Annotated in this window: 9 protein-coding genes and 2 pseudogenes; 4 read left to right on the top strand and 7 right to left on the bottom strand. The window is 71.6% G+C overall.

What is annotated here, in order from left to right:
• Positions 1-203: 203 nt before the first annotated feature.
• Both A7A76_RS03810 and A7A76_RS03805 read right to left on the bottom strand, forming a co-directional pair.
• Complete coding sequence (locus tag A7A76_RS03810) at positions 204-1187, bottom strand: alpha/beta hydrolase (protein ID WP_206409945.1); 984 nt, start codon at positions 1185-1187, stop codon at positions 204-206.
• Positions 1188-1685: 498 nt separating this feature from the next.
• Entirely contained in the window at positions 1686-3857 is a 2172-nt protein-coding gene (locus A7A76_RS03805) for a TonB-dependent siderophore receptor (protein WP_343225273.1), read from the bottom strand.
• 138 nt (positions 3858-3995) lie between these two features.
• Between A7A76_RS03805 and A7A76_RS03800 the strand changes: the two are divergent.
• Positions 3996-5172: pseudogene (locus A7A76_RS03800) on the top strand (DNA topoisomerase IB).
• A gap of 3 nt (positions 5173-5175) precedes the next feature.
• Here A7A76_RS03800 and A7A76_RS03795 read toward each other — a convergent pair.
• Positions 5176-5631, bottom strand: a pseudogene (locus A7A76_RS03795) (MgtC/SapB family protein).
• A 288-nt stretch (positions 5632-5919) separates the two neighbouring features.
• Between A7A76_RS03795 and A7A76_RS03790 the strand changes: the two are divergent.
• Entirely contained in the window at positions 5920-6366 is a 447-nt protein-coding gene (locus A7A76_RS03790; RefSeq protein WP_206409942.1) for a PA2169 family four-helix-bundle protein, read from the top strand.
• A 136-nt stretch (positions 6367-6502) separates the two neighbouring features.
• Here A7A76_RS03790 and A7A76_RS03785 read toward each other — a convergent pair whose 3' ends face one another.
• The 3 genes from A7A76_RS03785 to A7A76_RS03775 are packed head-to-tail and all read right to left on the bottom strand — an operon-like array spanning position 6503 to position 8961.
• Positions 6503-6964, bottom strand: a complete 462-nt coding sequence (locus A7A76_RS03785; protein ID WP_206409941.1) for a gamma-glutamylcyclotransferase family protein — start codon at positions 6962-6964, stop codon at positions 6503-6505.
• A 40-nt stretch (positions 6965-7004) separates the two neighbouring features.
• On the bottom strand, positions 7005-7715 hold the full coding sequence (locus A7A76_RS03780; RefSeq protein ID WP_206409940.1) for an alpha/beta fold hydrolase: 711 nt from the start codon (positions 7713-7715) through the stop codon (positions 7005-7007).
• Positions 7705-8961 (bottom strand): MFS transporter, encoded by a 1257-nt coding sequence (locus A7A76_RS03775; protein WP_206409939.1) that lies wholly within the window; start codon positions 8959-8961, stop codon positions 7705-7707. The genes A7A76_RS03780 and A7A76_RS03775 overlap by 11 nt, the downstream gene beginning before the upstream one ends.
• A gap of 106 nt (positions 8962-9067) precedes the next feature.
• Between A7A76_RS03775 and A7A76_RS03770 the strand changes: the two genes are divergently transcribed.
• On the top strand, positions 9068-9964 hold the full coding sequence (locus tag A7A76_RS03770; protein ID WP_206409938.1) for a LysR family transcriptional regulator: 897 nt from the start codon (positions 9068-9070) through the stop codon (positions 9962-9964).
• Positions 9965-10017: 53 nt separating this feature from the next.
• Here the strand turns inward: A7A76_RS03770 and A7A76_RS03765 are convergent, their stop codons facing one another.
• A complete protein-coding gene (locus tag A7A76_RS03765; RefSeq protein ID WP_206409937.1) occupies positions 10018-10647 on the bottom strand; it encodes an NAD-dependent epimerase/dehydratase family protein in 630 nt (209 codons plus the stop codon).
• Between the two features lie 191 nt (positions 10648-10838).
• Between A7A76_RS03765 and A7A76_RS03760 the strand changes: the two genes are divergently transcribed.
• Complete coding sequence (locus A7A76_RS03760) at positions 10839-12053, top strand: NAD(P)/FAD-dependent oxidoreductase (RefSeq protein WP_206409936.1); 1215 nt, start codon at positions 10839-10841, stop codon at positions 12051-12053.
• Positions 12054-12164: the final 111 nt, after the last annotated feature.

Below are 12164 nucleotides of genomic sequence, written 5' to 3'. Positions count from 1 at the left end.
TCGATGCGGCGTCGGCCGGCGGGCGCGAACAAGCCGCGAGCGCCGCGCTGGCCAGCGCGGCGGCGATGAGCACGGAAAGCGAATGGCGGGTCATGGAGAGTCCAATGGGGGAGCCGGAAGCGGCGCAGGCGCGAGCGGCCGCCTGCGGGTCTGGCGAGCTTATGCCTGCGCGTGGGCACCAACAAGCCGGCCTGCGCCGCGCTTCAGCGTTCCATCGGCGCGGCCGATTCGCTGCCGTCGGCCGCGCAGCCCCGCGCCGGATCGGCGGCCATCGCCAGCGCCGCCGCGCGCGCCGAGGCGCGCAGCATCGGGCCGTGGCCGAGTTCGGCGAACTCGCGATAGCAGGCCGTCACTCCTGGCTTGGCCTGCAGCCGCGAAGCCAGTTGCCGGGCGGCGTCGGCCGGCACCGCGGCGATGCGCGCGCGATGCGCGGCGGCGCGCGCCGCGTCGGCCGATTCGACCGGTGCACGCGCCTCGCGCTCGCGTCCGCCCTGCAGGATCGTCACCTGCGCGCGCCGCCGCAACGGTTCGCGCAGGAAGCGCCGCTCGGGTTCGCCCAGTTCGCGCCCACGGTCCCACCACAGCGACGGGCTGGCGGAAAACCACTGCGCGAACGCGTCGCCGCGGGTATAGAGCAGGTCCAGCACGAACAATCCGCCGAGCGAATGGCCCCACAGCGCCTCGTGCGAACGGTCGATGCGCGCGCGCCGCCGCACCTGCGGCTGGATGCGTTCGACCAGGGCCCGGGCAAAGGCCTCGGCGCCGCCGCCGCGCGGGCCTGCCCCATCCGTATCGGCGACTGCGCTCGGCGTGTAGTCGCGGGTGCGCGCGGCGCTGTCGATGCGCAGGTCGTTGTCGTAGCCGACGAAAACCAGCACCGGCGCGCGGCCGCGCGCCAGTCGTGCGAGCAGTTCGGCGTCGAACTCCATCAGCGCGGCGTTGCCGTCGAGCAGGTACAGCGCGGCGAAGCCTTGCGCGGGCGCGCGCTGGCGCGGGACGGCGAGGCGGATCCGCCAGCGCTGCCCGCCACCGTCGACCGAGTTCACCACGAAGCTGTCGAACCGGTAGTGCGTGGATGGCGCATCGGCCACGGTCGTGCCGGTGCGTTGATTCGGATCGGGTTGCGCGAACGCGGGCGCGGCGAACACGCACAGCGCGAACGCGGCCGCGAAAGCCAGCTTGCGCAAGCGCGTAATCCTGGGTTGGTTCGGCATCCGATCAGGCCTGTACAGGCGGCACCTCTTCCGAGCGCACCGGTGCGGTCCCCGCGCCGCTTTCGCCGCGAACGCAGACCCCGCGGTCGCGGCTTGCGCCGCTCCTACAGGTAGCCATCGTCGCCGCGTTCGCGCCCTGTAGGAGCGGCGCGAGCCGCGACGCGGTAGACGCAAACGCCGAGGAAATGCACGCAGGCGATTGCCGCATCCGCCACGCGCCGCCGCTTTCGCCGCGAACCGAGACCCCGCGGTCGCGGCTTGCGCCGCTCCTACAGGTAGCCATCGTCGCTGCGTTCGCGCCCTGTAGGAGCGGCGCGAGCCGCGACGCGGCAAGCGCAGACGCCGAGGAAATACACGCAGGCGATTGCCGTATCCGCCGCACACCGACGCTTACGCCGCGAACGGACGCCATGCGGTCGCGGCTTGCGCCGCTCCTGCCGGTAGGCGGCGAGGCGTTCGCGGCAAGGCGCATCACCAGCTCAGGCGCACGCTGGCGACGACGGTGCGGCCGCTGCCGTAGTAGCACGAGGCCACGCTGCCGCAGGTGGAGATGTAGGTCTTGTCGCCGAGGTTGCCGATGTTCAGCGCGAACTGGGTCGCCGGGCTGTTGCCGCCGTCGATGCGGTAGCGGATCGCCGCGTCGAATACGGTGTAGGACGGGATGCGGTAGAGGTTGGCGCTGTCGCCGTAGCTCTCGCCGCTGTAGCGCACGCCGGCGGCCAGGCCCAGGCCTTCGAGTGCGCCGGCATGAAAGGTGTAGTCCAGCCACGCGGTCGCGGTCCACTCCGGCACCTGCGCCAACTGCTTGCCGCGCAGTTCGGGCGCGCCGCGGGTGAGTTCCGAATCCATGCGCGAGGCCGCGCCGATAAGGCTGAAGCCTTCCAGCGGCGTCACCCGCGCTTCCAGCTCGACGCCGCGCACGCGGCCCTCGCCGCTCTGGACCTGGCAGCGCAGCGCGCCGCTGGCGCCGCAGTTGACGTGGGTCGGATCGGGATCGTCGACCAGGATGTTCTGCTGGCGCAGGTCGTAGGCCGACAGCGTGATCAGCCCGTCGAAGCTCGACGGCTGGAACTTCACCCCGCCCTCCCACTGCTTGCCGGTGATCGGGTCGAACGGCGTGCGGGTAAAGCTCTGGTTGATGTCGGTAGTCGCCGGCTGGAACGATTCGGCGTAGCTCAGGTACGGCGACCAGCCGTTCGGCGCGGCGTACAGCACGCCGGCGCGGCCGGTGAAGGCGTCGTTCTTCAGGCGCGTGCGCACCCACGGCGTCACCGCGCCGGTGGCGACAGTGCGGGTCGCGGTGGCGGTGTCGTCGTCGGTGCGGTCGTAACGGCCGCCGAGCAGCACGCGCCAGTTGCCGAACGCCATCTGGTCCTGCAGGTAGGCGCCGGTCTGCTCGTTGCTGCCGCGCGACAGGCCGACCGAACGCACCACCGGGGTGTAGCCGGTATAGACCGGATGGAAGATGTCGATCGGCGCCGGATTGTTCATCGCCCCGCGTCCGCCGACCCAATCGGCCTTCTGCCAGTCCACGCCGAACAGCAGCGTGTGCGCGATCGCGCCGGTGACGAACTTGCCCTGGAGGCGGGTGTCGACGGTGTCGCCATCGGAATCGCCGTCGCCGTAGGTGGCGCGGCGGTTCTGGGTGCGGCCGTCGGCGTTCAGCGCGCCCAGGGTGATGACGCCGCGATACAGCGAATCGACATGGGTGCGGCGCGCGCTCTGGCTCAGCGTCCAGTTCTCGTTGAAGCCGTGCTCGAACAGCCAGCCCGCGGTCCAAATCGTGCGGTCGTAGGTGTTCCAGCTCGGCTCGCCGATGAAGGTGGTGTTCTTCATGCGGCCGTAGCGGGTCGGCCGCAGCGTGCCGTCCATCGGCAGGAACTGATAGGTCGAGCCGCCGTCGTCCTTCTGGTACAGGCCCAGCAAGGTCAGGCGGGTGCGTTCGGCGATCTGCCAGGCGTAGCTGGGCGCGAGGAACCAGTGCTTCTGCTCGGTGTGCGCGATCTGGGTGTCGCCGTCGCGATACAGCCCGACCAGCCGCACCAGGTGCGCGTCGTCGCCGCTGCCGGTGCCGACATCGAAGGCCGCGCTGTACTGGCCATGGCCGTCCAGGCCCAGTTGCAGCACCTGCTGCTGTCCGGGCGCGGGCGTCTTGCTGACCTGGTTGACCATGCCGCCGGGCGCGACCTGGCCGTACATCACCGCCGACGGCCCCTTGAGCACCTCGACCCGCTCCAGGTTCCAGGTGTCGAACATGGTCCGGTTCCACTGCCCGCCCTGCGGCGCGCGCAGGCCGTCGAGGGTGACGTTGTTGCTCCAGCTGCCGGCGTCGTAGCCGCGGATGCGGAAATCGTCGACGCGGTTGTCGATGCCGCTGCTTTCCAGCGATACGCCGGCGACGTAACGCATGGCGTCGTTGAGGTTCTGCACCCCGCGCGCGTCGAGCTCTTCGCGCGCGATCACCGCGATCGACTGCGGCGTCTGCGCGATCGGCGCGTCGGTCTTGGTCGCGCCCTGGGAATGGGTGGTGGTGCGGTAGGCGTTGACCCGGACGGTGTCGAGGGTCTGCGCGTCGGCGGCCTCTGCGGGCGCGGCCTCGGCCGCCTCGGCCGCCTCGGCCGCGAACGGCAGCGCCAGCGCCACAAGCAGGGAAAGGGAAAGCGGAGCGCGCGCGAAAGCGCGCAGAGAGGCTTCTGCGTACACGAGAGTCGGCCCGTTGGAAACGATTGGCTGACTGCGTGCGCAGCGGCTGACGCGGCGCATCATAGCAAATGAGAACGGATCGCAATAGCGGGCTCGCGCGAGTCCGCAATCGCGCCTGAACGCGAGGCTCGTCGCCGCGCCACGGCGGATCTCCTTGCTGCCGCGTTGACGCGGCGCCTCGTATCACTGGCGCATGACCACACCGCCTTCCAACGATCGCAACGCCCGCCGCAGCGCCCGCGGCGCCGGACTGCGCTACGTCGCCGACGGCGAGCCCGGCTTCAGCCGCCGCCGCGCCGGCCGCGGCTTCGCTTACCGCGATGCCCGCGGCCGGCCGTTGCGTTCGCCGCGCCAGCTCGAGCGCATCCGCAAACTGGCGATCCCGCCGGCCTACACCGACGTGTGGATCTGCGCCGATCCGCGCGGCCACCTGCAGGCGACGGGACGCGATGCGCGCGGGCGCAAACAATACCGCTACCACCCGCGCTGGCGCGAACAGCGCGACCTGGGCAAGTTCGAGCGCATGCTCGCCTTCGCCGCCGCCCTGCCCGCGCTGCGCCGGCGCGTGCGCGCCGACCTGGCGCGGCCGGGGCTGCCGCGCGAACGGGTGCTGGCGATCGTGGTCGCGGTGATGGCGCACACCCTGATCCGGGTCGGCAACGACGAATACCAGCGCAGCAACGGCTCGTTCGGCCTGACCACGCTGCGCAACCGCCACATCCGCTTCCTGCGCGGCGGCCGCGCCCACCTGAGCTTTCGCGGCAAGGGCGGGCAGCGCCAGCAGATCGAGCTCGACGACGCGAATCTGGTGCGGCTGGTGCGGCGCTGCCAGCAACTGCCCGGGCAGGCGCTGTTCCAGTACCTCGACGACGACGGCCGGCGCCAGGCGGTGGATTCGGGCGATGTCAACGATTACCTGCGCGAGATCATGGGCGCGGAATTCACCGCCAAGGATTTCCGCACCTGGGGCGCAACCGCCAGCGCGTTCCGCCGGCTCGCGCTGACCGAGTTGCCGCCGCCGCGCCGCGACGGCAGCCCCAACGCGCGTGCGATCGCGCGGATCGAGAATCAGGCGGTGGCCGAGGTCGCGCAGATGCTGCGCAATACGCCGACGGTCTGTCGCGCGTCGTATCTGCATCCGGCGGTGCTGCAAGCCTGGCGCGAAGGCCGCCTGCGCTTGCCGGCGCGCCCGCCGTCGAGCGACCGCCAATGGGAGCGCGCGACGCTGGCGTTCCTGCGTCGGCGCCGGCCTTGAGCGTCAGCGAGGTTCGTCGTCGGACGCCGGCGCGGGCGCGCTCGCGGACTTGCCCGCGAACCCGAACCGCCGCTCGGCGGCCTTGAGCGCGGTCAGCACCAGCAAGGTCAGCGCGGCGGCGGCCAGCGCCAGCACGTGATAGCGCAAGCCGGTGCAGGCGCCGATCACCGCCGCCATCAGCAACGACGCCGCGGTGGTGATGCCGGCGATGTCGCGCCCGCCGCGCTAGGCGAAGATGGTGCCGGCGCCGATGAAGGACACGCCCGCCACCACCGCCTCGACCAGGCGCATCGGGTCCATGTTGATCAGGAACGGCGCGCGAAAACGCGGATCGCCGATCGCCAGCAAGCCCATGCCGATCAACAGCGAGGACGCGCCGGCCACCAGCATGTGGGTGCGGAAGCCCGCCGGCCGGTTCTTGAGTTCGCGTTCGAAGCCGATGGCGCCGCCGAGCAACATCGCATAGGCGGCGCCGCCGACCACCCACAACTGGTCCATCCAGTGCATGCGCGCAACTCCTTTCGGGTTCGCGTCCTGTGTAGCCGCCGCGACGTAAGCGGCCGGTGACGCGGCCGTGCACAGCGTGCAGGTGCGGTAAACCCGTTGTTAGCGCGCGATGAGCAAGGCGCGATGCGCTCGCGCGCGCCCTCACTCGCAGGTCACGGCTGTTTAATGTTCCGGCTTGGATAGTGAGCTCAACCGATGCATATCGCGTCGGCCCTTTCCCAGCCTCAACAGGAGACGGCGATGACCGACAAGAAGACCGAGCACAGCCTCAACGATTTGATCCAGATCGCCCGCGACGGCGAGCATTTCTATGCCGAGGCGGCGAAGAAGGTCGGCGACACCGAGCTGGCCGGCACGTTCCTGCGCATGTCCACCGCCAAGGGCGCGATCGTCCAGCAACTCAGCGCCGAAGTCGCCGCGGCCGGCGGCGAGCCCGCCAGCAGCGGCACCTTCGTCGGCTCGATGCAGGAAGTCTACGGCCGCGTGCGCGCCGCGCTGGGCGATACCCGCTACGGCTACGTGGCCGAGCTGGAAGAGTCCGAGGATCGCCTGCTCAAGGCCTTCAACGAGGTCCACGGCGACCCCAACGTCGCGCCGTCGGCGCGCGCCGCGGTCGAACGCCTGCTGCCGCAGGTGCGCGAGAGCCATCGGGAGATGAGCCAGCGCAAGCACGCGATGAAGCACTGATCTTCAACGCGGCCATCGCGAAGTGGAAACGCCGGCGCGAAGCCGGCGTTTCCGTATCCGGCCCGGTACCGGATCGCGCTTTAGCGCTCAGGCCGCCTCGCCCGCGCGCGAGGCGGCGCGAACCCGCGCTGCGGCGTCAGCCCGCCGCGGGATGCGCAGCGTAAAGATTGGCCACCTCGACGCGTCCGTCGGCGAAGCGCACCGGCACCAGCATGCGCAGGTACTGCTCGCCCTCGAACTCGTCCAGCCGCTGCCAATGCGTGGGCAATTCCTTCGAAACGAACAGTTGCACCGCCACTTCGGCGCCGGACGGCGACCAGCGCAGCGCCGGAAAGCCCATATCCGCGCCCCAGCCCAGCGCTTCCAGCGTTCCGGTCACCGCGCCGCCGCCGATCCACTCGCCGGCCAGGTCGCTGAGGTGATGGTGATTGGGCTGGCCCGGCGCCAGCGTGCCGTACACCGCGAGCCGATGGCCGGCGGCGTAGGCGCGAGCGAACTGCGCTTCGAGTTCGTCGACCTCCGCGCCCGCCGCGGCTGCGGCGCGCAAGTCGTTGAGGCGCGCCAACGCGGCCAGTTCGTTCGCAGACAGTGCGCTCATCGCATGGGTCCTTCGGGAAAGTCGGTCGGTCGCAAGCGTTTCACCACGCCAGCCAGCGGCGCAACAGTTCGGTGGCGAGCTGCGGCGTTTCCAGGGTCGGCAAATGCCCGCAATCGGGGATGCGTTCGAGCACCGAGCCGGCGATGCCGCGATGGATCTCCTCGGCCGCGGCCGGCGGCGTCAGTTGATCGTCTTCGCCGACCGCGATCAAGGTCGGCACGTCGATGGCGGCCAGCAGCGGCCGCGAGTCCGGCCGTTGCAGGATCGCGGTCTGCTGGCGCCGATAGGCCTGCGCGCCGACGCGCTGGGCCATCGCCCGCACCCGCGCGCCGACCGGACCGTCGACATGCCGCGCATGCACCAGGGTCGGCAGCAATTGCTGGGTCACGCCGGCGAAACGGCCGCGCTCGAGCTGGCGCAGGCCGGCGCGGCGCTGCATCGCGCGCAGCGGCGAATCCGGCGCGGCGCTGGTGTCGAACAAGGCCAGCCTGCTCACGCGTCCGGGCTGCTGGCGCAGGATTTCGAACGCGACGTAGCCGCCCATCGACAGCCCCGCCAAGGCGAAACGCGGCGGCGCCGCAGCCAGCACCCGCGTAGCCATGCCGGCGACGCTGTCGTCCTGGGTCAGGTCGGCCACGCCGATGTCGGCCACGCCGGCCAGATCGCGCGCCTGCTCGCGCCACAGTTCCTCGTCGCACAGCAATCCCGGCAGCAACAACAGCGTCGGCCGGCCGGACGATTCATGCTCCACGCGCTCGCCCTCTGCCTTCGACCTGGATCGCCAACACGATACCCGCCACGGCCAGCGTCGCGGTCAAGGCGACCTCGCCGCCCCAGCCGCCGTGCTGCCAGGCCCAGCCGCCGAGCGGGCCGGTGATGCTGGAGCCGAAGTAATAGAACAGCAGGTACAGCGAGGATGCGTGGCCCTTGTCGGCGCCGGCCAGGCGCCCGACCCAGGCGCTGGCGACGCTGTGGCCGACGAAGAAACCGAACGTGACCAGGCTGATGCCGGCGACGATCGCCAGCAGCGACGAGCCCAGCGTGACCAGCGCGCCGAGCGCCATCAACGCCATGCCCGCCGCCAGCGGCCAGCGCCCGCCATAGCGGTCGGCCAGGCGCCCGGCCAGCGGCGAGGAGAACATGCCGAACACATAGGCCAGGAAGATCAGGCTGATCCGGCCCGGGCCCAGGTGGTAAGGCGCGCCGGCCAGACGGAAGCCGACGTAGTTGAACAGCGCCACGAACACGCTGGTCAGCACGAAGCCGACCGCGAACAGCCGCAGCAGCCCCGGGTCGCGCAGTTGCGCGCCCCAGGCGCGCAGGTGCCGCTGCAGCACGAAGCCGCGCTGCGGCACGAACCGGCGCGACGGCGGCAGCAGCGCGGCGAAACCGAAGGCCGCGACCAAGCCGACCGCGCCGATCGCCGCCATCGCCGTGCGCCAGTCGGCGGACTCGACCAACAGGCCCATGCCGACCCGCCCCATCATCCCGCCGAACGCGGTGCCGGCCACGTACAGGCCCATCGCGCCGCTGAGATGGCGCGCGTCCATTTCCTCGGCCAGATAGGCCATCGCCACCGCCGGCACGCCGCCGAGCAACGCACCTTCGGCCAATCGCGCCAACAGCAGCAGCGGCCAGTTCGGCGCGGCTGCGGCGAGCAGGTTGCAGACCGCCGCCAACACCATCGAGGCGAACATCAGCCGGCGCCGCGCGACCTGCTGCGACAGCGCGCCGACGGCGAAGATCGCCACCGCCAGCGCCGCGGTGCTCAGCGACAGCGCCAGCGAGCTGCTGGCCGGGCTCAGGCCGAAATCGCGGGCGAATTCCGGCAGCAGCGGCTGCACGCAATACAGCAGCGAGAAGGTCGAGCAACCGGCCAGGAACAGGGCGAGGTTGGCGCGGCGGTAGGCCGCGCTGCCGCGTTCGATGCCGGGGTGCGGCGGCGCCGCGGAACCGGCTGACGCGGCGCATGGGGCCATGACGGGAGTCGTGTTCATGGGCGTCAGGATGGCGCGGCGCACTTCATTCGTCCAATATATGAAATGACTGCATCTGATACTTTTTACAGATACACGGGCATTTGCTACCGCCGACGAGGCCCCGATGGAGCTGCGCCACATCCGCTACTTCCTCGCCGTCGCCGAGGAAGGCAATTTCACCCGCGCCGCCGAGCGCCTGGGCATCGCCCAGCCGCCGCTGAGCCAGCAGATCCGCGATCTGGAAAACGAGATCGGCGCGCGCCTGTTCCACCGCGTCCCCCACGGCGCCGAACTGACCGAAGCCGGCCGCGCCTTCCTCGAACGCGCGCGCAGCCTGCCCGAGCAGGCCGCCGCCGCGGTGCGCCAGGCCCGGCGCGCCGCGCGCGGCGAAACCGGCGCGCTGCGCCTGGGCTTCACCTCCTCGGCGATCCTCACTCCGCTCACCACCCAGGCCATCCGCGAGTTCCGCCGCCGTTACGGCGAAGTCGAACTGACGCTGGAAGAAGACAACAGCGCGCACCTGTCGGCCAAGCTGCGCGACGGCAGCCTGGACCTGGCCTTCCTGCGCCACGACGGCAGCGAGAACGAAGGCGTGATGCTGCACGCGCTGCTGGACGAACCGATGATCGCCGCGCTGCCGCTGAGCCACGCCGCGCTGCGCGACGGCCGGCGCAAGTCGATCCGGCTGACCGAACTGCGCGAGGACGCGTTGATCCTGACCCCGCGCAACGTCGGCCCGACCCTGCACGAGGCCATCCTCGGCGCCTGCCGCCGCGCCGGCTTCGAGCCGCGGATCGGCCAGCACGCGCCGCAGCTGGCCTCGTCGCTGGCGCTGGTGGCGGCCGAACTGGGCGTGGCGATCGTGCCCGAGGCGATGCGCCGCTTCGCCCTGCCGGGCATCGTCTACCGCGACATCGCTGGCTTGCAGCCGATCGCGCGGCTGGCGCTGGCGCAGTTGCCGGAGCTGGATTCGGCGCCGGCGCGCAACTTCGTCGAGCTGGTCAAGCAACTGCCGCGTTGAGGCGGCGGGCGCCGCGTCCAGGCCATAGCCGGCGCCTTGGCGGTTCGAACCGCTCAGACCAATCGTTCGGAGCCGACCGCATGCACGCCCGGCTGCGCGCGCAGCGCCGCATCGAGCAAGGCCTGGGCGATGTGCGGCGCCGGGTTGATTCGCCAGCGCCGCGGCAGCAGCGGCCCGAGCGTGCGCAGCACCGCGCTCGCGGCCGCCTCGCCGGGGCGCGATTGCGCGCGTTCGCCGCCGATCAGGCCCGGCCGCACATAGGTCAGCGAGTCGAAACCGACCCCGGCCAGCGCCTGCTCCAGTTCGCCCTTGACCCGGTTGTAGAACACCCGCGAGCCGGCATCGGCGCCGAGCGCGGAGTTGAGCGCGTAGCTGCGGGCGCCGGCGCGGTGCGCGGCCTGCGCGAGCGCCAGCGGGTAGTCGAAGTCGACCTTGCGGAACGCCTCGCGCGAACCGGCCGCGCGCATCGTGGTGCCGAGCGCGCAGACCACCGCATCGACCCGCCACCACGTCGCATCGGGCGGCAACACATCCCAGTCGATCCGCGGCGCCTCCAGCTTCGGGTGCGGCGGCAGCGCGCGGCGGGTCGGCGCGATCACCCGTTCGATCGCGGGGTCGGCCAGGGCCAGCCGCAGCGCGTGGCTTCCGACCAGGCCGGTCGCGCCGGCCAGCAGCAGTTTCATGGGCGTGTCCTCGATCCGGCGCGGTCAGGCCGCGATGATGGCAGATCGGCGCCGGCCGCGGCCGCGCGCCGGGCCTGCATCCGTCTGGAGCGGACGCAAACCGCGATCGGATCGGCGAGAAACGCGCGCGTATCACCTCGCGCACACGCCGCCGCGGTTTAGCTGGCCTTCCCTCCCCGTCCGGCGACCTCATGGATCTTAAAAGCGGCTATCCGTTCTGGGCGATCCGCAACGGCCTCATGCACGCCTTCCCGCGCCTGCAGCAGGACCTGGACTGCGAGGTCGCGGTGATCGGCGGCGGCATCAGCGGCGCGCTGATCGCCGACGAACTGGCCGCGCACGGCCATGAGGTGGCGGTGCTGGAACAGCGCGACATCGCCTGGGGCAGCACCGCGGCGAGCACGGCGCTGCTGCAGTACGAGATCGACACCCATCTGATCGAACTGAGCCAGCGCTATGGCGAGCGCAACGCGGCCCTGGCCTATCGCGCCTGCGCCGCGGCCGTGGAGCGCCTGGGCGAGGTCGCCGCGGAACTGCGCGATGTCGATTTCCGCCGCCAGCGCAGCCTGTATTACGCCAGCCGCAGCGGCCACCTGCCGCTGCTGCGCGAGGAGGCCGCGCTGCGCGCGCGCCACGGCCTGGCGCTGCGCTGGCTGGACGCCGACGAGCTCGCCGCCGACTACGGCCTGCGCGCGTCCGGCGCGATGCTCAGCGAATGCGCGGCGGCGGTGGACCCCTACCGCATGACCTCGCGCCTGCTCGCGCGCCTGCGCCGGCGCGGCGGCCAGGTTTACGACCGCACCCGCATCGAGCGGCTGCAGGCGAAGCCGCGCGGCGTCGAACTGCGCACCGCCGAGGGCCTGCGCCTGCGCGCCGGCCATGTCGTCGTCGCCGCCGGTTACGCCGGCCAGCGCTGGATCGAGCAGACGCTGGCGCGCAACCGCAGCAGCTACGCGTTCGTCACCGATCCCTTGAACGAGGACGAATTGCAGGCGCTGCGCACGACCATGGTGTGGGAATCGGCGCGCCCGTATCTGTACCTGCGCAGCACCGGCGACGGCCGCCTGGTCGTCGGCGGCTGCGACGACGCGATCGATCTGCCGGCGCGCCGCGACCGCCGCGTGCAATCGCGCGCGAACCGCCTGGTCCGCCAGGTGCAGCAACGTTTCGAACGCCTGCGCCTGCAGCCGGCCTTCGCCTGGGCCGGCACCTTCGCCGAAACCGCCGACGGCCTGCCCTGGTTCGGCGCGCATGCGCAATACGGCCCGCGCGTGCTGTTCGCCATGGCCTACGGCGGCAACGGCATCACTTACAGCATGATCGGCGCCGGGCTGCTGCGGGCGCGGATCGAACGGCGCGCGCATCCGCTGGCGCGGCTGTTTTCGTTCCAGCGCAAGCCCGGTTGAGCGCGGCGCCGCCGCGCCCCCGCGCGGCGGCACCACGCCGTCTCCACCGTCCAGGCCCTATCCTGCCCGTCCCTTTGGCCCGATGCCCGGGGCGCCCAGGACGGCGCCGCA

The sequence above is a fragment of the Lysobacter enzymogenes genome (assembly GCF_017168095.1).
GTDB classification, from domain to species: domain Bacteria; phylum Pseudomonadota; class Gammaproteobacteria; order Xanthomonadales; family Xanthomonadaceae; genus Lysobacter; species Lysobacter enzymogenes_D.
The sequence above is the reverse complement of the archived record's forward strand: the minus strand, read 5'-3'. Positions and strand labels throughout refer to the sequence as shown.